The sequence below is a fragment of the Streptomyces sp. PTY087I2 genome (assembly GCF_001687325.1).
Classification (GTDB): Bacteria; Actinomycetota; Actinomycetes; order Streptomycetales; family Streptomycetaceae; genus Streptomyces.
The window spans coordinates 116,944-138,303 of the sequence record NZ_LZRD01000017.1; the positions used below are offsets into that span (position 1 = coordinate 116,944).

Below are 21,360 nucleotides of genomic sequence, written 5' to 3' on the forward strand. Positions count from 1 at the left end.
ATGCCCGGCGGAGCGAGGAACCATGGCCCACGACCGTGTGCTCGACAAACCCGATGTCGGCCTCAAGCCGAACGCGATCGGATTCGTCGACGCCCTTGTCATCGGTCTGAACGCGACCTCTCCGGCGTACTCGCTGGCCGCCGTCATCGGCCCGATCGTCGCCCTGGTGGGGATCTACGCCCCGGGCGTCATGTTCGCCTCGTTCGTGCCGATGCTGCTGATCGCCTCCGCGTTCTACTACCTGAACAAGGTCGACCAGGACTGCGGTACGACGTTCTCCTGGGTGACCCGGGCGATGGGCCCGTGGGCGGGCTGGCTGGGGGGCTGGGCGATCACCATGACCGGCGTCCTGGTGGTGGGCTCGCTGGCCGATGTGGCGGTGAGCTTCACGCTGCTGGCGGTGGGTCTGGACGGCTGGGTCGAGAACGACTTCGCGCGCCAGGCGCTCACCGTGCTGCTGATCATCGTGATGACCGGGCTCTGCGTCATCGGCACCGAGCTCTCCGCCAAGGTGCAGAACGTCCTGATCCTCCTCCAGATCGCGTTCCTGCTGGTCTTCGTCGGGGTGGCGCTCTACCGGGTGTACGCGGGCACCACCGGCTTCGACTCGATCGAGCCGGCCATCGGCTGGCTCGACCCGTTCGGCGCGGGCGGTGCCGCGCTGACCGGCGGGCTGCTGCTCGGGGTGTTCATCTACTGGGGCTGGGAGTCCGCGGTCAACCTCACCGAGGAGACCGAGGACTCGGCCAGCGCGCCCGGCAAGGCGGGCCTGTGGTCCACCGTCGTGCTCCTGGTGACCTACCTGTCGGTCGCCATCGCGGTCGTCGCCTTCGCGGGTACGGCGTTCCTGGCGGAGAACGCGGGCGAGGAGGAGTTCATCTTCGCCCAGCTCGCCGGGGACGTCCTGGGCGGCTGGGACTGGATCCTGCTGCTGGCGGTGGCCACCTCCGCGATCGCCTCCACCCAGACGACGATCATCCCGGCGTCCCGGACCGCCCTGTCCATGGCCCGACGCCAGGCGCTGCCGCAGCACTTCGGGCACATCAGCCCCCGGTTCCGTACCCCGGACGTGAGTACGTGGTGGGTCGCCGGGATCGCCATCGCCTGGTACCTGGTCGTCAACCAGATCTCCACCAACGCCCTCTTCGACTCGCTCACCGCGCTGTCCCTGCTGATCGCCTTCTACTACGCGCTCACCGGGGTGGCCTGCGCGGTCTACTACCGGCGTCATCTCACCGAGAGCCTGCGCAACTTCCTGCTCATCGGGCTCGGCCCGGTCGTCGGCGCCGGACTGCTGACCTGGCTGCTGGTGCGGTCGGTGATGGACATGTCCGACCCGGCCAACTCCTACAGCGGCACCTCCTGGTTCGGCCTCGGCCCGCCGCTCGTCATCGGCATCGCGATCTCCGTGGTCGGCGTGGTCCTCATGGTGGTGTGGCGGCTGTGCGACGCGGCGTTCTGGCAGGAGCGGCCGGGGGTCGCGGACCCGGACCTGGTGCACGCCACGACCCGGAAGGGGCCGTGAGATGTCGGTCGTCCTCGGTTACGACGAGTCCCCCGGCGCCGCCCGCGCCCTGCGCATCGCCATCGAGGTGGCGGCCGCGTACGGGGAGGAGCTGGTGATGGTCTACGGGGCCGCCGCCCCCGGGCTGCGCGACGGCGCGGAGTACCGCAGCCACTACGACGCGATCCGGCAGGCCGGGCGCACCGGCCTGGAGCACGCGCTGACGTCCGCCGAGGAGGCGGGCGTCCCGGCCTCGGTCGAGGTGCTGGACGAGAAGCCCGCCCAGGCCCTGCTGGACGCCGCCGAACGGCACGGGGCCCGGGTCATCGTGGTCGGCACCTGGGGCGAGAGCCCGATGCGCGGGGCCCTGCTGGGCTCGACCCCGCACAAGCTGCTGCACATGTCGACGGTCCCGGTGCTGTGCGTACCGACGGAGGAGGACCCGGAACAGCCGCAGCCGTAGGCGACCGTACGGGCCGGAGCAGCCACAGCCGTAGGAGGCCGGGTCACCACACCTCCCCGTTCTCCGCCCCCCGCCCCGGAACGGCCCTGCCTCCGTCGCCGCCGGCCTCCTCCCCGCGCAGCAGCCGGAACGCCAGCAGCGGGAACACCAGCACGGACACCATCGCGCCCGCGACCAGGGCCGCCGCCTCCCCCGCCCCGATCACCTTCTCGTCCAGGCCGATCGCGGTGATCGCGACGACCAGCGGCAGACACGTCGAGGTGAAGAGGCCGAGCGCGGCCCGCGGGGCCCGCCCGGTCAGGTCGCGCGGGGCCAGCAGATACGCCGGAACGCCGCGCACCAGCAGGAACAGCAGAAGGAAGACCGGCAGGAGCGCCAGCGGGCGACCGCCGTCCAGGAGCGCCGCCAGGTCGAAGTCGATGCCCGTGACGATGTAGAAGAACGGCACGAGGAAGCCGAAGCCCATCGCCTCGACCCGCTCCAGGATCGCGTCGCTGCGCTCGGGCACCGCCCCCTGGAGGACGAGCCGGGTCAGCATCCCCGCCGCGAACGCGCCGAGCAGCGTGTCCAGGCCGAAGACATGGGCGAGCCCCAGCATCCCGGCCAGCAGCAGCATCACGAAGCGCACGGCGAACTGGCCGCTGGAGTGCAGGGTCACCGCGATGATCCGGGCGAACCACGGCGGCCTCGGCCGCATCGCCCAGAACACCGCGCCCGCCGTGACGACCGCGAACACGGCCAGCACCGCGCTCGCCGCCCCCGGGCTGCGCCCGCTGAACAGCAGGGCCATCGCGATGATCGGCCCGAACTCCCCCACCGACCCGAACGCCATCACCACCGACCCGAACCGCCCCTCAAGGCGCCCCGAGTCCCGCAGGATCGGCAGCACGGCGCCCAGCGCGGTGCTGGTCAGCGCGGTACCGATGACGAGGCTCTTCGCCAGGTCCGCCCCGCTCAGCAGCAGGGCGACGCCGAGCCCGGCGGCGAACGACAGCACCCAGGCCCCGCCCGCCCGGCGCAGCGTGTCGCCGCGGACCTCGGCGAACTTGATCTCGTACCCCGCCAGGAAGATCAGCATCGAGAGCCCGAGGTCGGACAGGGTGTCGATGACCTGGTCGTGATGGGCCCAGCCGAGCACATCGGGCCCGACCAGGATGCCGAGCACGATCTCGAAGATGACGACGGGGACCGGCAGCCACCGCCCGGTCGCGTAACCGAGCAGCGGGGCGAGAACCGCCAGGGCCATGATCAGAACGAGGGTGCCCGGGTGCTCCATCGCTCGTGTATAGCAAGGAACGCCCCGGAATCACCCGCTATGACACCCTCGGCCGGCCCCGCCCCCCGTCACCCGTTCTCCCGCACCGGAGTGCCGGCCGGCGGCCGGGGCCGTTGAATGCGAAGTCAGCGAGCCCCCGAAGGCGTCCCTGCCGGGAACACCGTCGCGACCAGGGCGGAAGGCAGGAGAAGCAGATGCCGTCGTCACAGGCCCGCACGGCCCGGGAAGCCGCCCCGCGCCGCCGGGGAGCGCTGCGCGCCACCGGCGAGTGGTGCGCCCGGCACTTCGTGACCGTCCTGGTCCTGTGGGTGGCCGCGCTCGCCGGGCTCCAGGTCCTCCAGCACGCGTACGGCGGCGACTACTCCGACGACTTCTCGCTCCCCGGCACCCAGTCCCAGGACGGCCTCGACGTCCTGAAGGCGCACGCCCCGCAGGCGGGCGGGTACAGCGCTCAGGTCGTCCTGCACGACCCGGACAAGCCGCTCACCTCCGTATCCGACCAGGTCGCGACCGCCGTCACCGACATCGAGAAGCTGCCGGACGTGCTGTCGGCGCAGAACCCGCTGCCGTCGTCCGGGTCCGCCCCGCCCCCGCCGCCCGACCCGAACACCGGGCCGCTCTCCACCGACCAGAAGACCGCCTACATCACCGTCCGGTTCAGCGTGCAGCCCTCCACGCTCGACCCGTCCTATCTGGACGGGGTCGACGACGCGGTGCGGCCGCTGCGGTCGGCCGGGGTGACGGTGGAGTACGGCGGTTCGCTCGGCGAACTGGCCCGGCCCGAGCCGAGCGACCGCACCAGCGAGGCGATCGGCTTCGGGGTGGCGATCGTGGTCCTGCTGATCGGCTTCGGCAGTCTGCCGGCCGCCGTGCTGCCGCTGGTCACCGCGCTGGTCTGCGCCCTGTGCGGGCTGGCGCTGCTGGGGCTGCTGGCCGCCGCCGCGACCTTCGCGACCGTCTCCCCGACGCTCGCCACGATGATCGGGATCGGCGTCGGCATCGGCTACGCCCTCTTCCTGGTCACCCGGCACCGGCAGAACCTCGTCGACGGCCAGGACCCGGTGACCGCCGCCGGGAACGCCGCCGCCACCAGCGGGCACGCCGTGCTGCTCTCCGGCTGCACGGTGATCATCGCGCTGTCGGGCCTCTGGGTCTCCGGGATCGGGTTCATCGGCAAGCTGGGCCTGGCCGCGGCGGTCACCGTCGTCACCGCGGTGGCGGGCGCCCTCACGCTCGTACCGGCGGTCCTCGGTCTGATCGGCCGCCGTATCGACCGCGTACGGGTACGGAAACCGGTGGCCGAGACCGTACCGGCCCCCGAGGGCGCGGAGCCCGGCGGCTGGCACCGGTACGCGCAGCGGGTGGAGCGGCGGCCCTGGTGGTTCCTGGCCGGCGGGGTGGTGCTGCTGGCGATCCTGTCCTTCCCGGTCCTCTTCATCCAGCTCGGTCACATCGGGGAGGGCGCGGACCCCAAGTCGTTCACGGACCGGCGCGCCTACGACCTGATGTCGAGCGCCTTCGGCCCCGGCTCCAACGGCCCGCTGACCGTGGTCATCGACCAGAGCAAGGTGTCGTCCGGCGACCGTTCCGCCCTCGCCGACCAGGCGCAGAAGGCGCTGACCGGGGTGCCCGACGCCGAGGTGATCACCCAGCTGACCGCCACGTCGGACGGCGACGTGCTGACCGCCACTGCCTACTCGGTGGCCGCCCCGCAGGACGAACGGACCACCTCGCTGACGAACCGCCTCACCGACGACGTCCTGCCGCAGGCGGTCTCCGGCTACGACGCGAGCACGTACGTCACCGGGACGACCGCCGCCCAGGTCGACTTCCTGGACATCGTCTCCAGCAGGCTGCCGCTGATCATCGCGGTCGTCGTGGGCCTGGCGTTCCTGGTGATCCTGGCCGTCTTCCGGGGCCTGCTCGTCGCGGTGAAGGCCGCCGTCCTCAATGTGCTCTCGATCGCCGCCTCGTACGGGGTCGTGGTCGCGGTCTTCCAGTGGGGCTGGGGCGGCCCGGCGCTGGGGGTGTCGGGGAAGGTGCCGATCGAGAGCTATGTCCCGATGATGATGTTCGCGATCGTCTTCGGGCTGAGCATGGACTACGAGATCTTCCTGCTCTCCCGCATCCACGAGGCGTGGGTGCGCACCGGGGACGCGCGCGCGAGCGTGGCGCACGCGCTGGAGATCACCGCCCGGGTCATCACCTGCGCGGCGCTCATCATGGTGAGCGTCTTCGCCGCGTTCATCATCAGCGACAACATCGTGGTGAAGATGCTGGGCCTGGGGCTGGCGGCCAGCGTGCTCATCGACGCCACCGTCGTCCGGCTGCTGCTGGTCCCGGCGGTGATGACCCTGCTCGGCCGGGCCGCATGGTGGATCCCGGGCCCGCTGGACCGGATCCTGCCGCACCTGGACGCGGAGGGAAGCGCGCAGCCGCCCCGTACGCGCACGTGATGCGGGACACAGTGGGTTGAGGGAACCTCCTGGCGTTCTAGGGTGTCAGGATGTCTCAGCCGCCCCCCACAACCACCTCCGAGCAGCCGCGCCCGATAGCCGCTGCCGGCGCCCCCGAGACCGGAAAGCCCTCTTCCGGCGGCCGGGATCACTTCTTCGACAACGCGAAGTATCTGGCGATCGTGCTGGTGGCGATCGGACACGCGTGGGAGCCGCTGCCCCCCGGCCGCCTCGTGGAAGCCTCGTACACCTTCATCTACACGTTCCACATGCCCGTGTTCATCCTCATCGCGGGCTACTTCTCGCGGAACTTCGAGCTGCGGCCGGACCGGGTGTGGAAGCTGGTCACCAGCCTTCTGGTGCCGTACGTCCTGTTCGAGGTGGCCTACACGCTCTTCGAGCGGGCGACGGACCGGCCGGACTACTCGCTCTCGCTGCTGTCGCCGTACTGGCTGCTGTGGTTCCTGCCCGCCCTGTTCTTCTGGCGGCTGTCCACCCCGGTCTGGCAGGCCGTGCGCTTCCCGGTGCTGGTCTCCCTCGCGCTCGCCGCCCTCGCGACGCTGTCCCCGGCCGCCGACGGGTCCCTCCAGGTCCAGCGGATGCTCCAGTTCCTGCCGTTCTACGTCCTCGGCCTGCGGCTGCGCCCGGAACACTTCCAGCTGGTGCGCTCCACCTGGGTGCGGGTCGTCTCGGTGCCGCTGTTCGCCGTCGGGATGCTCGTGGCGTACTGGCTGGTGCCCCGGACGTCCACCTCGTGGTTCTTCCGCAAGAGCAGCACCGACCGGCTGGACACCGCCCAGTGGACGGGCCCGACCGCCACCGTGCTGCTGTTCGTGGCCGCGCTCGTGCTGGGCGCCTGCTTCCTCGCCTGGGTGCCGAAGGGCAGGAGCTGGATGACCGTGCTGGGCACCTGCACGCTGTACGGGTATCTCCTCCACGGCTTCGTCGTGCGGGGCCTGGAGTACGGCGGCCTCTACGACGACCCGTTCTTCGACACCACGCTGGGCACGGTCGCCGTGACCCTGAGCGCGATCGCCGTCATCACCCTGCTCTGCACGCCCCCGGTCCGGCGGCTGCTGCGCCCGGTGCTGGAGCCGCGCATGGCGTGGGCCCGGCAGAAGCCGCCGGCCGCCGGGGCGTCCTGAGACGCACCGGACGGCCGGGCGCCTGAGCCGTACGGCTCAGGCGGCGCGGTTCTTCCGGCGCTGCGCGGCGGCCGCCCGGGCCTCGGGCGTCGGCGTTCCGGGGCGGCCGCGCCGGGCCGGGGCCCCGCCGCCGCGCTGCGTACCGCGGCCCATGAACGCGCCGCCGCCACCGCGCCCGGAGCGCTCCTTGGGCGGGGCGATACCGGCGACCGGGACGCCGGAGGGCGCCTGCGCACCGGTGATCCGGCTCAGCTCGGCCTCACCGGAGCGGACCTGGGCGATCTGCGGCCTGATCCCGGCATCCGCCATCAGCCGCGTCATCTCGCGGCGCTGGTTGGGCAGCACCAGCGTGACGACGCTGCCGGACTCCCCGGCCCGGGCGGTGCGGCCCCCGCGGTGCAGGTAGTCCTTGTGGTCGGTCGGCGGGTCCACGTTGACGACCAGGTCGAGGTTGTCGACGTGGATGCCGCGCGCCGCGACGTTGGTGGCGACCAGCACCGTGACCTGCCCGGACTTGAACCGCTCCAGGGTGCGGGTGCGCTGCGGCTGGGACTTGCCGCCGTGCAGCGCCGCCGCCCGGACCCCGCTGTGCAGCAGATGGTCGGTGAGCCGGTCCACGGCGTGCTTGGTGTCCAGGAACATGATCACGCGGCCGTCGCGGGCCGCGATCTCCGTCGTGGTGGCGTACTTGTCGGCGCCCTGGACGTACAGCACGTGGTGCTCCATCGTCGTGACCGCGCCGGCGGCCGGGTCGACGGAGTGCACGACCGGGTCCTTCAGATACGTACGCACCAGAAGGTCGACGTTGCGGTCCAGGGTGGCCGAGAAGAGCATCCGCTGCCCGTCCGGGTTCACCTGGTCGAGCAGCTCGGTGACCTGCGGCATGAAGCCCATGTCGGCCATCTGGTCGGCCTCGTCGAGGACCGTGACGGTGACCCGGTCCAGCTTGCAGTCGCGGCGCTCGATCAGGTCCTTGAGGCGGCCCGGCGTGGCGACGACGACCTCGGCCCCGCCGCGCAGCGCGCTCGCCTGACGCCCGATGGACATGCCGCCGACGACGGTGGCGAGGCGCAGCTTCAGCGACCGGGCGTACGGGGTGAGCGCGTCGGTGACCTGCTGGGCCAGCTCCCGGGTGGGGACGAGGACCAGGGCGAGCGGGCGCTTGGCGTCGGCGCGGCGGCCGGCCGTGCGGGCCAGCAGCGCGAGGCCGAAGGCGAGGGTCTTGCCGGAGCCGGTGCGGCCACGGCCCAGGACGTCCCGGCCGGCCAGCGAGTTCGGCAGGGTGGCCGCCTGGATCGGGAAGGGCACGGTGACGCCCTCGGTGGCCAGTGCCTTCTTCAGCGGTGCGGGCATCTCCAGCTCGTCGAAGGTCTCGGCGGCGGGGAGGGCCGGGGTGAGCGTCACCGGCAGGGCGAACTCGCCCTTGACGCCAGAGGCGGAACGGCGGCCGTGGCCACCGGACCGGCGGGGGGTGCGGGTGTGTTCGCGATGCATGCAGAACCTTTCCTCGATGAGCGCGTATCGGATGGGCGCGTATCGAGGGATTCTTTTTCGGGAAGCGAAGATGAACAGCACCCGGAATCGCAAGAACGAGCCGATGAAATGACAGAGAAAACGGAGCCGGGGCGCCGGGAACAGGATCCGGCCGCGGCTCCGCCGACGGCCGCGCGCGGCGGCCCCCCGAAACGACAACGAGCTGGGGCCCGCACCCCAAGGTGCGGGCCCCAGCTGCGTCGTGCTGCCCGAGTGATCAGGCGGGGGTGATGTTCTCGGCCTGCGGGCCCTTCTGGCCCTGCGTGACGTCGAAGGAGACCTTCTGGCCCTCCTGGAGCTCACGGAAGCCCGAGGCGTTGATGTTCGAGTAGTGGGCGAAGACGTCGGCGCCGCCGCCGTCCTGCTCGATGAAGCCGAAGCCCTTTTCCGCGTTGAACCACTTCACGGTGCCGGTAGCCATGTCGTATCTCCTTAAAGGGCGCAGAGCCCGTGGGCCCGCACTGTGCGGACCCCACGTCGCCGCGATGATTACCCCGTCCGGAGGAACACATGAACACCGGAAAGACAGAAATGCGCCCACCGACATCCGGCCGGCAGGGGCACTTGAAGTTTCGGGAACCACAACTGCAACTGCGATCAAGCCTAGCACGATGACCCCGGACAGGTGGTGCTCAATATCACCGGCCGGACCGGAACATAAAGAGGCGTCGCCGCACATTGACCGAAATTCTGTGCCACCGAATGCGGATATTCGGCGGGGGCGGACGGCGGCGCGCAGCCTGCGGCGGGGCCGCCCGCGGGGCCGTCGGCGGTGGCCGCGAAGGGCAGCGCGGATCTGCCCTCGCGGCCCTTCCGCGGATCACTGACCGACCGGTCAGTTGTCGTCGGGAGGACCGCGGGGCCATAATGCACGCGTAGCCCTTCACGCATCCCCCGTCGTGAAGGGCTACACCCCTGTCGGGGCACAGGATCGTTCACGGGCAAGGGACTCCCCTCGTGGTCCCCTGCCCGTGTTTTTTCGAGTTAACAGTGACGTAGAGTGTTTGCGCAAGCTCAGTTCCGACTCCGAGGTGATCGTGGAGGCCCGGATGGCCATGGACGACGGCGACGAACGCGGTCCGGAACCCGTCGGCGCCCCCGCCCCGGACGAGCTGCCCCGCCTCGACTCGCTGCGGGAAAAGGTCGAGTACATGGTCGAGAAGACCTTCCCCGGCCAGAAGATCTCGGGCCGGGTCTTCGCCGAGCTGGTCCGCGACCGCGGCGGCTCGCTGTCGCACAGCTACTTCTCCAACATCCTGGCCGGCAAGGTCACCCAGCCCTCCGAGGACATCCTCAAGGCCCTCGGGCTGGGGTTCGGCGTGGACTGGCGCTTCTTCAAGGAGGAGTCCGAGGTCGTCGACGACGTCGTCGCCGGGCTCCAGTTCCTGGCCAAGCGGCGCACCGGGGAGATCAGCGGCCTGGCCGGCCGGGGCCTGGACGACGACGGGCTCCCGCCGGAGCTGCTGCGGTTCGCCCTGTCCCTGCTGGAGGACGCCGCCCGCGAGAAGGACGGCCCCGGGAACGGGGGACCGGGCGGAGCGGGCGGGGAGATTCCGCGGTGAGGCACCCTCCCGCGGGCCCGGCAGCGTAGCGTCGTCGTCATGTCCCTGCGGAAACTGCGGAAAGAGTGCGAGGCCGGGCTCGCCGACCTGCCCATCCCGGTTCCCTTCACGGTGGACGGGCTCGTCGCGAACATGGAGGAGGCGAGCGGGCGCACGATCCGGCTGCACGAGATGCCGGACCGCCTCGCCCGCGTCAACGCCGCCTGCGGACTGCGCCTGAAGGCGGGCGCCACCAGCCTCGTCCTCTACCGCCGCAGGCCGACCGCCTACCAGACCCAGCACGTGATCCTGCACGAGCTGTGCCACGAGTGGTTCGACCACGGCACGACGCTCGACGCGGAGCAGCTGCGCACGCTCCTCCCGGTCTTCGACACCTCGCTGATCGCCCGGATGATCTCCCCGGCCGCCGCCGCGTCCTTCGCCTCCGGCGGCGGCACCGTCCAGGCCCGCGCCCAGTACGACACCCACGACGAACGCATGGCCGAATTCGGTGCCTCCCTGATCCCCCGAATGGCGCGGGACCTCACCACCGATGACATGGTGGGGCGGCTGGACAACTCCCTGTCCCGCCCGGTGGCCCACCGGCGGCGCGGCCTCTTCCCCGGAAGACGGTCCGGCGACACCTGACACGTGCCACCGGCCTCCGCCCGCGGGCCCCACCCCCGCACCCCCGATCCCGAGGACGAACACCGCCGTGACCCCCCTCGATCTCGCCGGCTACCTCATAGCGGGCCTGATGACGACCGTTGCCCTGTGGCGTATGCCCGCCGCCCTGTGGGGAGACGAGGAGGACCGCAGACGCCGGGCCCTGTGGGGCTGCTACGCCGGATTCGCCATCGCCCTGTGGACGAAGACCGAGGCGGTCCGCACCGGCCTCAACAACAGCGCCGTCACCGACCTCGCCGTCCTCATCAAGCACTACACCGCCACGGTGGCAATTCTGGCCATCCTCAGCTACATCGTGGCCATCTACGGCAGCTACCCCGAAGAGGGCGCGGTCCCCCGCCACGTACGGTTCGCGCGGCTCGTCCAGAAGCTGGCGGCCAAGGCCTCCGTCGCCACGCTGATCCTGCTGACCGTCCTGTTCTTCACCGTCGTCGACCGCTCCGAGCCCTCGGACCGCTTCGTCTCCGACCACGCCGGGGAGTGGGGCGCCACGCTCTACATGAGCGTCTTCTACCTCTACCTCGGGGCCGCGTCCGCCGTCTGCGCCTTCCAGTGGGCGCTGGCCACCCTCGACGCCCGCCGCCGCCATCTGCGCATCGGGCTCGGGATGATGACGTTCGCGATGTTCATCGGCGTCGGCTACACCGTCAGCCGCACGCTCTTCCTGTGGATCAGCGTGGCCGACGAGCCGACCGAGGCGTTCGCCCTGCGCTTCGACCAGATCACCGAGGCCGCGCAGCTGGTGCTGTTCGCCTTCTTCGCCCTCGGCGCGTCCGTCCCGGCGTTCGCGGCCGGGGCGCGCCGGGCCAGGCTGTGGCGGGCCCAGGTCCAGCTGCACGCCCTCTGGTACGAGTTGATGACCGCGTTCCCGGAGCAGCCGTTCGACCCGCCCGCGCCCCTGGCCCGCGAGCTGACCCGGTTCAACGTCCCGGCCGACCTGCGGGTGGACCGCTGGGCCGCCGACATCGCGGACGCCGCCGAGAAGCTGCGCCACTACGTGCCCGACGGGCTGCTCGCCGCCGCCGGCCGGGCCGCCGCCCGCGACACGGACGACCCGCGCCGCGCCGCGTCCCTCACGGACGCCTACTGGATCCGGGCCGCCCTGCTCGCGAAGGAGTCCGGCGCACCCGCGGGGAGCGCCGCGCCGGTCGCCTCCCAGCACGCCGCGGACCAGGACGGCGAGGTGGCCCGGCTGGTCCGGGTCGCCGCCGCGTACCGCACGGTCGACGCGGAGCGCGCCCGCGCCGTCCTCGCCGCCGCGACGGCCGAACCCGCGCGCACGACGACCACGCCCACGACGGAGACGAGCGCATGACCGGCGGCACGGCCCGAGGCACGGACACGACGCACCCGACCACCGGCGAGGGGATCCCCACCACATCCCCCCGCACCGCGTCCGTGGCGCGCACCGTCACCGACGCCCTCCAGCCGCGCAACGTCCTGCTGGCGGGCATGCTCGGCATCGGCCTCGCGGCGGCGGGCGGCGACTGGACCGGGCTGCTCTGGGGCTTCCTCGGGGCGCTCTGCGCCGGGCTGATCCCGGCGGGGTACATCGAGTGGGAGCGCGGACGCGGCACCTGGGGCGACCGCCATGTGGTGGACCGTACGAAACGGGCGCCGATCTTCTTCGTGATCCTGGGCTCGATCGGCGCCGGCTCGGTGGTGATGGTGCTGGGGAACGCGCCGACCGGGATCCTCGTCGCGATGCTCGCGCTGTGGCTGATGACGATCGGTCTGCTGGCCGTCAACACGGTGTGGAAGATCTCGGTCGACTCGGCGGTGGCCTCGGCCTCCGTCTCGCTCCTCGCCGTCGTGCACTCCCCCTGGTGGACCGCCGCGTACGCGCTGACCGCGGCGGTCTGCTGGTCCCGGGTCGCCCTCGGCTACCACACCGCCGCCCAGACCCTGGCGGGCGCGGGCCTGGGGGCGGCGACGACGGTGGCGTACGTGTTCGCCTGAGGGGTTGTTCAGCTTGCGGCGTTGCCGCTGAGCACCACCGGTCCTTCGACCGTGTTCGCGGTGCAGCCCGGCCCGCCGATCCGTACGGGCCCGGAGCTGCGGGTCACCACGACGGGCCCGCTGACGCGCGAACCGCACAGGTGGACCGCCGTCGCCCCGTCGGCCTGGAGCGGGCCGTCCACCGTGGACCCGGTGACCACGAGGGCCGCCCCCGGGCGGACGACGACGGGCCCGCGCTGGGCGGCCCTGTCCAGGCAGGTGACGCCGGCCGACACGACCAGGGGCCCGTTGCGGGGCCCGGTGACCGTGGTGGTGCAGGCGGGCAGCGGCAGGACGCGGGCCTTGTACTCCAGGGCCTCGGCGAGCTTGCCCGGCTTGGGGTCGCTCAGCGGCTTGCCCAGCTTGGCGAACTCCCCGCCCGTCTCCTTCTTCCCGCCGTTCCACTCGTCGATCCGGCCGAGCTGGGCGGCGGTCTTCCCGTCGTCCACGACCGCGTCGGCGTCCAGCGCCGCCATCGACTTCGAGGCACGCTTCACCAGGTCGAGGTAGGGGCCCGGGGCGGTCAGGTCGTACGCGGACACGTCGTGCTCGCCGCGCAGCCACGACCCCCAGGAGAACTCCAGGAACTCCGTGGCCCCGTCCGGGACTTCGTAACCGATGTCGCGGGTGAAGTAGACGAGGCTGCGGTACGGGTCGTCGCGGAAGTGCGTGATGCCGAGCCGGTCGGGAAGCTGCTCCACGCCGAGCGGCCGGTTGTTCTCGTCGCGCAGCCACACCTTCTTCTCGGCGGTCATCCGCTGCCAGAAGGCGGCCGGGGACAGCGAGCTGAAGTTGTCGGTGACGCGGAGCCGGATGTGCAACCGGGGCGAGCCGTCGGGGCCTTCCAGGAAGGACGTCAGCGTGTGGTGCCCGTCGGTGAGGTACAGCTTGCCGCCGGGCCCGATCACCGCCGTCTTCATCGGCGCGATCGTCTCGGCGGTCTCCTGCCCGACCGGCACGGTGCAGGTGAAGCTCGACGGGTCGTCCAGCCGGGCGCCGGGACCGGCCGAGGCCGCCTCCTCCTGGCCGTTGGTCTCGCACCAGTCGTCGAAGCGCTTGTTGACGTCGCCCGCCGCCTCGTCGCGGCCGCTGCCGTACCGGCCGAGCTTGTAGAAGACCTGGTCGAAGCCGAGTACGGCCTGGGTGGGGTGGAGTTCGCCGAGCGTGACGTCGATCAGGTCCCCCGGCTGCGCGCAGGCCCGCGGCAGCGGCCCGCTCCCGGCGCACGGATCGGCCGCCGCCGCCCCGGTGCCCGCCCCGGCCACGACCGTGCCCGCCGCCAGCGCCCCGGCCACCAACAGCGCTTTCGATCTGTTCATGAACGTCCCCTCCCGCGAAATGGTCTTCCGCCGGGGACCATCGCAAGGCCCGACGACCCCCGCGCGGACGCCATGTGAACGAGGGATGGCGCCGGGGTGCCGCACCGGGAGCTCCCCCCTTCGCGGGGACGGCCCGTCAGGACCGGTCGCGCGTTTGCGGGGGTGGCGGACACCCGGTTACGTGGACGGGGAGGGCGCGCCCGCGAACGGACGGGCCCCACCGGCTGGAGGTGTCCCGATGGCGAAGAACCGGTCCGCGACGCCCGCGAAGGGCCCGCGCGGCAGCACGGCCGGGCTCGTCCTGAGCCTGGGCAGCAGCGCGCTCGCGGTCATCAGGGCGTCGAAGCAGGTCCGCCGGGCCAGGAGCACGCACGACAGGCTGAACACCGCCGACGCGGTGGCGGGGCTGCTGCCGCTGATCACCTCGGCCGCGCTCGTCCTGCGGCAGCTGCGCGACCGGAAGCAGGAGACCCCGGAGGCGGCCTGACGTACACCCGAAAGGCCGGAAATCACCCTGCTTCCGGCCACTGAACGAGGCCTGTCCGGGGTACGAAGGTGCCGTGCCGAACCCTTTCGAGATCACCGCGGACCACCCGGAGGGCTTCGCGGTCACCGCGGCCCGCGCCGAGGACATCGTGACGCTGGGCGCGTGGGCCCACGAGGAGGGCTGGAACCCCGGCCTGCACGACGGCGGGGTGTTCTTCGCGACCGATCCCGGCGGCTTCCTGTTCGGCCGGCTGGACGGCGAACCGGTCACCTCCGTCTCCGTCGTCCGCTACGGCGGCGCGTACGGCTTCCTGGGCTTCTATCTGACCCGCCCCCACCTGCGCGGACAGGGTTACGGGCTGCGGACCTGGCAGGCCGGCACGGCCCGCCTCGCCGGGCGCACGGTCGGCCTCGACGGGGTGCCCGCCCAGCAGGACAACTACCGCCGCTCCGGCTTCCGTACCTGCTGGAGCAACGCGCGGTACGAGGGAACGCCCCCGCCGGACATCGCGCCGCCGCCGGGGACCACCCTGACCGACGCCCGCAGCGTGCCGTTCGACCTGCTCGCCGCCTACGACCGCCGGTACTTCCCGGCCGCCCGGGACACCTTTCTGGCCGCCTGGATCACCGCCCCCGGCCGTACGGCCCTCGCGGCGGTCGGCGACGGCCGGCTCCAGGGCCTCGCGGTGCTGCGGGCCTGCCGCGCGGCGTCCCGGATCGGCCCCCTGTACGCCGACTCCCCCGCCGTGGCGGCGGCCCTGGTCAGCGCGGTCGCGGCCACCGCACCGGAGACCGCCGTCGCCGTCGACGTACCCGACATCAACCCGGCGGCGGTGCGGCTGGCGGAGGAGCTGGGCCTGACCCCGTCGTTCGACACGGCGCGGATGTACAAGGGCGCGGAACCGGCGATCGACCGGCCGGGCCTGTACGGCATCACCAGCCTGGAACTGGGCTGAGGCCGGGGCCCTTACACCGGATCACTCCGCCGGGCAGCGAGAAGCACTCCGCCGGGGTCACTCCGCCGGGGTCGGCCGCACCACCGGCGGGCCTTCCCGGATCCGGGAGGCGAGGACGGCGATGTCGTCCTCCGCGTCCTCGCCGAACCGGTCCAGCACCCGGTCCAGCAGGTCTTCCAGGCGCCCGCCCGGCGGCATGGTCAGCGAGGCCAGCCGCCGCACGGACACATCGATGTCCTCGCCCCGGCGCTCCACCAGCCCGTCGGTGTACATGAACAGCACGGTCCCGGGACCGCAGGCGACGGAAGCGGTCCGGTATCCGCCGAACCCGGTGCCGAGCGGCGGCCCCACCGGCACCGGCACGACCCGGGCCCCGGCGGCGCCCGGGTCGATGAAGACCGGGGGCAGATGGCCCGCGCTGGCCACCTCGCACACCCCGCCGAACCGGTCGACGACGGCGAGCAGACAGGTCGCCGCCCGGTCCAGGCCCGACCGCTCCACCATGGTGTCGAGCTGCTCCAGGATCCGGTGCGGCGGCAGGTCCTCCCCGGCCAGCAGCCGCAGCAGCGAGCGGTACTGGCTCATGGCGACGGCCGCCTCCACGCCGTGGCCCATCACATCGCCCATCGCCTTGAGGTGCCGGCCGTCCTGGAGCGGTACGACGTCGAACCAGTCCCCGCCGACCAGGACGCCCCGGTCGGCGGGGAGGTAGCGGGTGGCGATCTCCACGTGCGGGTGGGGCCCCCAGGGCTCGGAGAGCAGGGAGCGCTGGAGTTCGCGGGCGATGCTGTGCTCGTGGTCGTAACGGCGGGCGTGGTCGAGCCCTACGCCCGCCCGGACGGCGAGTTCGCGGGCGACGGCCACGTCCTGGTCGCCGAAGGCGGGGGACCCCTCGGCCCGGATGAGGCTGAGCGTGCCGAGCGGCCGGCTCCGGGCGGTGAGCGGGACGACGAGCGCCTGGCGCAGCCCGAACGCCCGGGATGCGGCGATCCGTTCGGCCGTGAGGGCGCTGCGCTCCTTGTCACGGTCGTCCCAGTCGTCGATGACCGGCTCGTTCTCCGTCAGGCAGCGGGTCACCGCGGAGTCCGCGGCGAAGTCGACGTACTCGCCGGGGTGGCCGAACCGCTGCACCTGCTCGTCGAGTGCGCCGTCGCCCCGCAGCGCGGCCCGCCGCAGCCGTACGACGCCGGGGGCCGGGCGGCGTACGGCGTGCCCCACGTCGGCGGGGAACACGTCGACCACCGCGACGTCGGCGAAGTCGGGCACCACGAAGTCGGCCAGCTCCCGGCAGGTGGTGTCCATGTCGAGCGTGGTGCCGATGCGGACGGCGGCGGTGGAGAGCAGGGCGACATGGCCGCGGGCCCGCTCCAGCTCCTCGCGCTGCCGGGCGATGTCGGTGATCTCGACGACGATCGCCATCAGCCCGCAGCCCTCCCCCGCCACGTCGAGCCGGTGGTACGTGGCCCGCCAGAGCTGCTGCTCCTCCTCGGTCGGCGCCCAGGTCCGCCCGCTGATCGTCACTTCCCGGGGCGTGCCGTCGGTCAGCACGTCGCGCAGGGCGGCGGCCTGGCCGTGCAGCCCGGGCAGCACCTGGGAGAAGGTCCGTCCGATGTGGGAGCGGGCGGGGAGGCCGTTGAGCCGTTCGAGGGCGGGGTTGACGTAGGTGTAGCGGAGGTCGTGGTCGAGCACCGCTACGGCGGCGGGATTGCCGTCGAACAGGGCCGCGACGGTCTTCGGGTCGAAGAACGACGGCATGCCGTCGTCGCACGTGTCGGCCTGCAAGAGCATGCCTCCCACCGTTCGTCGGCTCCCGAACCTCCATCGTCGGTTGCCCGTTCCCGTACCGCATCCGCAGGACGGCAGGCGGGTCCCTCCGGGTCAGTACGCCCGGGAGCGCGTCCGGACCCGGGCCCGGAACCTCCCGGGATCCGGCCCCGGACCGAGGCCTAGATCGAGGCCCAGATCGAGATCCAGATCGAGGGTGCCGTCGGTGGCCTCGGCGGTGGGCGGCAGGGCGAGGGCCGCGCCGACGGACCCCGGCAGACTGCCGGAACCCAGCAGTCCGGTGACCAGCCCGGTGGTGAGCCGGTGCCAGGCGGAGGCCCGCCGGATCATGGCGTGGTCGCCGCCCCGGACGGTGACCATGCACGTACGGGCGCCGGCGCGGCGGGCCCGGGCGGTGAGGGACTTGGTGGCCCGGGGGCTGGTGAGCCGGTCCCGGTCGCTGTGGACGAGGACGATGTCACGGCCGGCGAGCTGGGTGACGGGGTCCTCCGGCGGACACCAGGGGGCGAGCCCGACGACGCCCCGTACGAGGGGGTGCCCGGCGGCGCGGAGGGCGGCGCGCGCCCCCATGGAGTGGCCCAGGAGCACCACGGGCAGCTCGTCGCCCGCGTCCTCCCGCAGCGCGTCGAGGGCGGCCACGGCGTCGTGGAAGGGGTCCGCGCGGTCGCCGTTCCAGCCCCGGTGGCCGTACCGCACCTGCGTCACGAGGACGTCGCCACCGGTGGCGCGGGCGGCGCGCTCGACGGCCCGGACGAAGGGGCGCATGCGGGTGCCGGGCAGATTGAGGAGCCCCGGCGGCGGGGGCTCCGTACCGTTCTCGCGCCCTCCGTGCAGAACGAGAACCGCTGCCGACGGCGGTCGTTGGGCCACGCGTACCTCCAGGTCCGGGGGGCGGGGTGCGGTGCCCCTCTCCCCGTATTCGGCGCCGGGACCGCTCCGGATGGGTGCAGTGCCGTCCACTGTACGGTCACGGCCACGGAACCATCCGTGCCGTCCGCGCCATCCCCGTATACGACACCGAAGGAGCCTTCCATGGCATCTGGCCCTCAACTCAACAGCACAGCACCGGACTTCACTCTCCCGGGCGGAGTCCTGTCCGCCTCGGGCGACACCTTCGAACGCTCCGAATACCGGCTGTCGTCCGCCCGTGGCCGGTCCGTGGTCCTGGCGTTCTACCCGGGGGACAACACCATGGTCTGCACGAAGCAGCTGTGCTCGTACTCCTCGGGCATGGAGGCCTTCGAGGGGCTCGGCGCCGACGTCTGGGGCATCAGTCCACAGGGTGTGGACAGCCATGAGTCGTTCGCCCGCGCCTACGACCTGCGCATGCCGCTGCTGGCCGACGAGGGCCGGGAGATCGCCAGGGCGTACGGAGTCTCCGCGCCGGGCATCGGGGTGCGGCGGGCGGTCTTCCTCATCGGCCCGGACGGGGTCCTGCGCTGGAAGCACGTGGCGTTGCTGGGAGCGACCTTCCAGTCACTCGACACCCTCACGAACCATCTGTCCGGCATCAAAGACGCGTAAAGATTGCCGTATCCCGGCAGTGACCGATGCGGGTGGCGTATGGGATCATCCAGCCAGATCGACGAAAAACACTCGGGGGAAAGTCGACAAGCAGGGGAGTGATCGCGTGACCTTCTTTCTCGGTCTCGGCATTGCGGGAGTCGTCCTGCTGGCCCTCTCCCTGATCTTCGACGGGGTCCTCGAAGGACTCTTCGACGGTGTGGTGGACGGCCTCTTCGACGGGCTGCTCTCGCTTCCCGTGATCGCCGGTTTCCTCTCGATGCTCGGCTTCGGCGGGGCGATCGTGCTCGGCGCGACGAGCGCCGGACCGCTCGTGGCCACCGTGGTCGGCGTCGGCGCCGGCCTGGCGGCGGGCTGGCTGACCTGGAAACTCAGCAAGGCCCTGATGCGCGACCAGACGCACGCGACGCCGCGCGGCTCCGACCTGGTCGGCACCTCGGGTTCCGTGGTGACGGCCATCCCGGCCGAGGGCTACGGCGAGGTGCTGCTGAGCCTGGGCGGCCAGCCGGTGAAGTACGCGGCCAGGTCGGCCACGCCCGTCGCGCGCGGCACCGAGATCTGGGTGGAGGAGACGCTGTCGACCACGTCGGTGGCGGTCCGCCCGGTGGAGCGCTGACCACGCACCACGGACGCCGCCCGAGGCCCCACCCCCACAGCCCCACGCCCACCGACCCATCCGATCAACTCCACAGCACCGCCCGCTCCACAACGATCTGCCGTCCCCCAAGGGAGGCAGGGGGGACAAACCCATGAGTCCAGTAGTCATCGCCGTCATCGGCATCGTCGTACTCCTCGTTCTGCTCGGCCTCGTCGTCATCACGCGCTACAAGGTGGCCGGGCCCAGCGAGGCGTTCATCATCACCGGCCGCCGCGGCAAGAAGTCGACGGACCCGGTCACCGGACGTATCAGCATCGACAACAGCGGCCAGAAGGTCGTCGTCGGTGGCGGCGTCTTCGTCGTGCCGTTCGTCCAGCAGAAGTTCACCCTGGACCTGTCCAGCCGGCACATCCCGGTCGCCGTGCGCGGCGCGGTGACGCTGCGCGGCGTCAAGTCGAACCTCGAAGGCGTCGCGATCGTCAAGGTCGGCGGCAGCGAGGACGCGATCCGGGCCGCGGCCCAGCGCTTCCTCCAGCAGCAGGACGGCATCGTCGGCTTCACCCAGGAAGTGCTGTCCGGCGCGCTGCGCGCGATCGTCGGCCGGATGTCGGTCGAGGACATCATCCGGGACCGGGCCGCGTTCGCCGGCCAGGTCGCGGAGGAGGCCGAGGCCAGCCTCTCCGGCCAGGGCCTGATCCTGGACGCGTTCCAGATCCAGGACATCACCACCGAGGGCTCCTACCTGGAGGACCTCGGCCGCCCGGAGGCCGCCCGCGCCAAGCAGGAGGCGGACATCGCCGAGGCCATCGCGAAGCGGGCCTCGGAGCAGGCCCGGCTGAAGGCGGCCGAGGAGATCGCCATCGCCGAGCGGACGTACTACCTGAAGCAGGCCGAGATCAAGGCCGAGACGGAAGCCGCGGCCGCCAAGGCCAACGCCGCCGGTCCGCTCGCCGAAGCGGCCCGCCAGCAGGAAGTCCTCACCGAGCAGGAGAAGGTCGCCGAGCGCCAGGCGGCGCTGACCGACCGCGAGCTGGACACGAAGGTCCGTAAGCCCGCCGACGCCGCCCGCTACCAGGCCGAGCAGGAGGCGGAGGCCCGCCGCATCGCCCTGGTCAAGGAGGCCGAGGCCGACGCGCAGCGCTCGCGCCTGACCGGTGAGGGCGAGAAGCTGCACCGTTCGGCGCTGGCCGACGCGGTCCGCATCGAGGGTGAGGCGGAGGCCGCGTCCATCGCCGCCAAGGGTGCGGCCGAGGCCGAGGCCATGCAGAAGAAGGCCGACGCGTTCGCGCAGTACGGCGACGCGGCCGTCCTCCAGATGCTCGTCGAGGTCCTCCCGAGCGTCGTCGCGAAGGCCTCGGAGCCGCTGAGCGCCATCGACAAGATGACGGTCATCTCCACGGACGGTGCGAGCCAGCTGGCCCGCACGGTCACCGACAACGTCTCGCAGGGCATGGAACTGCTCAGCTCGACGACGGGCGTGGACCTCGCGTCCCTCCTGGAGAACCTGAAGAACCGCACGACGACGGTCCCGGCCCCGACCACGACCCCGGACGAGTCCGCGGCGAACGGCGAGATCGAGATCAAGGGCTGACGCGCAGCACGAACCGCGCACCCGTGCCCGGGAGCCACACGGTGGCCCCGGGCACACCCTTGTCCGCCGGACACCCCCTACGCCTCGGCGGCACCCCGGGCCTCGTGCAGCGCAAGGATCTCGTCGAGGTCATGGGCCACCATGACCTGCGCCAACCGCCCGGCCACGGCTACCACTTCTCCCCACCCCTCGACGCGCAGCATCTCCTCGTCGGATCCCCCCGGAGCCTGAGCCTCGGCGACGGTCAGGGCACGGTCCAACTCCCGCAGGAGCACGACCTCTTCCTCACCGCGCAGACCGATCCCGAGATAGCGCTCAGGGTGCTCGGCATCGCAGAAGTCGTCGAACAGTGTGTGGATGACCGACCCCAAGTCCTCGAACACCTCCGGATCCAGCCACACATCCCGCTGCCAGGGCGGATTGGCCAGCGCCAGCACCGCAGGCACCAGATGCACCCGGGCCCGCGCCATGATCACCCTGTCGTCGTCCACGGAACGG

19 protein-coding genes and 1 pseudogene are annotated in these 21,360 nt (G+C 72.1%); 13 read left to right on the forward strand and 7 right to left on the reverse strand.

Annotation, left to right across the window (positions count from 1 at the left end; genetic code table 11):
* Positions 1-22: 22 nt before the first annotated feature.
* Together A3Q37_RS19840 and A3Q37_RS19845 are read left to right on the forward strand one after the other, a co-directional pair.
* Positions 23-1,525, forward strand: a complete 1,503-nt coding sequence (locus A3Q37_RS19840; RefSeq protein ID WP_065486481.1) for an APC family permease — start codon at positions 23-25, stop codon at positions 1,523-1,525.
* 1 nt (position 1,526) lies between these two features.
* Positions 1,527-1,967, forward strand: a complete 441-nt coding sequence (locus tag A3Q37_RS19845) for a universal stress protein (RefSeq protein WP_065486483.1) — start codon at positions 1,527-1,529, stop codon at positions 1,965-1,967.
* A gap of 43 nt (positions 1,968-2,010) precedes the next feature.
* On the opposite strand, the gene A3Q37_RS19850 is transcribed toward A3Q37_RS19845, so the two are convergent.
* Positions 2,011-3,243 (reverse strand): cation:proton antiporter, encoded by a 1,233-nt coding sequence (locus A3Q37_RS19850; protein WP_065486484.1) that lies wholly within the window; start codon positions 3,241-3,243, stop codon positions 2,011-2,013.
* Positions 3,244-3,437: 194 nt separating this feature from the next.
* Here A3Q37_RS19850 and A3Q37_RS19855 point away from each other — a divergent pair, with 194 nt between their 5' ends.
* Both A3Q37_RS19855 and A3Q37_RS19860 read left to right on the forward strand, forming a co-directional pair.
* Positions 3,438-5,699 (forward strand): MMPL family transporter, encoded by a 2,262-nt coding sequence (locus tag A3Q37_RS19855; RefSeq protein WP_065486486.1) that lies wholly within the window; start codon positions 3,438-3,440, stop codon positions 5,697-5,699.
* 50 nt (positions 5,700-5,749) lie between these two features.
* Positions 5,750-6,844 (forward strand): acyltransferase family protein, encoded by a 1,095-nt coding sequence (locus A3Q37_RS19860; protein ID WP_065486487.1) that lies wholly within the window; start codon positions 5,750-5,752, stop codon positions 6,842-6,844.
* Between the two features lie 36 nt (positions 6,845-6,880).
* Here the strand turns inward: A3Q37_RS19860 and A3Q37_RS19865 are convergent, their stop codons facing one another.
* Both A3Q37_RS19865 and A3Q37_RS19870 read right to left on the reverse strand, forming a co-directional pair.
* On the reverse strand, positions 6,881-8,338 hold the full coding sequence (locus A3Q37_RS19865) for a DEAD/DEAH box helicase (protein WP_255311874.1): 1,458 nt from the start codon (positions 8,336-8,338) through the stop codon (positions 6,881-6,883).
* 256 nt (positions 8,339-8,594) lie between these two features.
* Positions 8,595-8,798, reverse strand: a complete 204-nt coding sequence (locus tag A3Q37_RS19870; RefSeq protein ID WP_065486489.1) for a cold-shock protein — start codon at positions 8,796-8,798, stop codon at positions 8,595-8,597.
* A 583-nt stretch (positions 8,799-9,381) separates the two neighbouring features.
* Between A3Q37_RS19870 and A3Q37_RS19875 the strand changes: the two are divergent.
* The 4 genes and pseudogenes from A3Q37_RS19875 to A3Q37_RS19890 all read left to right on the forward strand — a co-directional run bounded on the left by A3Q37_RS19875 (position 9,382) and on the right by A3Q37_RS19890 (position 12,564).
* Positions 9,382-9,968 (forward strand): annotated as a pseudogene (locus A3Q37_RS19875) (hypothetical protein).
* 10 nt (positions 9,969-9,978) lie between these two features.
* A complete protein-coding gene (locus A3Q37_RS19880; protein WP_065486492.1) occupies positions 9,979-10,566 on the forward strand; it encodes a toxin in 588 nt (195 codons plus the stop codon).
* 67 nt (positions 10,567-10,633) lie between these two features.
* Complete coding sequence (locus A3Q37_RS19885) at positions 10,634-11,920, forward strand: MAB_1171c family putative transporter (protein WP_065486494.1); 1,287 nt, start codon at positions 10,634-10,636, stop codon at positions 11,918-11,920.
* Positions 11,917-12,564 (forward strand): hypothetical protein, encoded by a 648-nt coding sequence (locus tag A3Q37_RS19890; protein WP_065486496.1) that lies wholly within the window; start codon positions 11,917-11,919, stop codon positions 12,562-12,564. Before A3Q37_RS19885 ends, A3Q37_RS19890 begins: the two co-directional genes overlap by 4 nt.
* An 8-nt stretch (positions 12,565-12,572) precedes the next feature.
* On the opposite strand, the gene A3Q37_RS19895 is transcribed toward A3Q37_RS19890, so the two are convergent.
* The gene (locus A3Q37_RS19895) at positions 12,573-13,922 is read right to left on the reverse strand and encodes a ParB-like protein (RefSeq protein ID WP_065486498.1); all 1,350 of its coding nucleotides are present in this window, start codon (positions 13,920-13,922) and stop codon (positions 12,573-12,575) included.
* Between the two features lie 238 nt (positions 13,923-14,160).
* Here A3Q37_RS19895 and A3Q37_RS19900 point away from each other — a divergent pair, with 238 nt between their 5' ends.
* Positions 14,161-14,409: a hypothetical protein gene (locus tag A3Q37_RS19900; protein WP_065486500.1), complete on the forward strand. Its 249-nt coding sequence runs from the start codon at positions 14,161-14,163 to the stop codon at positions 14,407-14,409.
* Positions 14,410-14,482: 73 nt separating this feature from the next.
* Positions 14,483-15,364 carry a GNAT family N-acetyltransferase gene (locus tag A3Q37_RS19905; RefSeq protein WP_079137884.1) on the forward strand — a complete coding sequence of 294 codons (882 nt, stop codon included), beginning with the start codon at positions 14,483-14,485 and terminating at the stop codon, positions 15,362-15,364.
* 57 nt (positions 15,365-15,421) lie between these two features.
* Here A3Q37_RS19905 and A3Q37_RS19910 read toward each other — a convergent pair whose 3' ends face one another.
* Both A3Q37_RS19910 and A3Q37_RS19915 read right to left on the reverse strand, forming a co-directional pair.
* Positions 15,422-17,152, reverse strand: a complete 1,731-nt coding sequence (locus A3Q37_RS19910; RefSeq protein ID WP_079137885.1) for a SpoIIE family protein phosphatase — start codon at positions 17,150-17,152, stop codon at positions 15,422-15,424.
* 90 nt (positions 17,153-17,242) lie between these two features.
* Positions 17,243-18,019, reverse strand: coding sequence for an alpha/beta fold hydrolase (locus tag A3Q37_RS19915; protein WP_065486502.1), 777 nt, complete (start codon positions 18,017-18,019; stop codon positions 17,243-17,245).
* A 162-nt stretch (positions 18,020-18,181) separates the two neighbouring features.
* Here A3Q37_RS19915 and A3Q37_RS19920 point away from each other — a divergent pair, with 162 nt between their 5' ends.
* From A3Q37_RS19920 to A3Q37_RS19930, 3 genes are all read left to right on the forward strand, one after another.
* A complete protein-coding gene (locus A3Q37_RS19920) occupies positions 18,182-18,673 on the forward strand; it encodes a peroxiredoxin (RefSeq protein ID WP_065486505.1) in 492 nt (163 codons plus the stop codon).
* Positions 18,674-18,779: 106 nt separating this feature from the next.
* The gene (locus A3Q37_RS19925) at positions 18,780-19,289 is read left to right on the forward strand and encodes a hypothetical protein (RefSeq protein ID WP_065486508.1); all 510 of its coding nucleotides are present in this window, start codon (positions 18,780-18,782) and stop codon (positions 19,287-19,289) included.
* A 133-nt stretch (positions 19,290-19,422) separates the two neighbouring features.
* Positions 19,423-20,862 (forward strand): flotillin family protein, encoded by a 1,440-nt coding sequence (locus tag A3Q37_RS19930; protein ID WP_065486510.1) that lies wholly within the window; start codon positions 19,423-19,425, stop codon positions 20,860-20,862.
* 77 nt (positions 20,863-20,939) lie between these two features.
* Here A3Q37_RS19930 and A3Q37_RS19935 read toward each other — a convergent pair whose 3' ends face one another.
* Positions 20,940-21,353: an SCO4402 family protein gene (locus A3Q37_RS19935; protein ID WP_065486512.1), complete on the reverse strand. Its 414-nt coding sequence runs from the start codon at positions 21,351-21,353 to the stop codon at positions 20,940-20,942.
* Positions 21,354-21,360 lie beyond the last annotated feature (7 nt).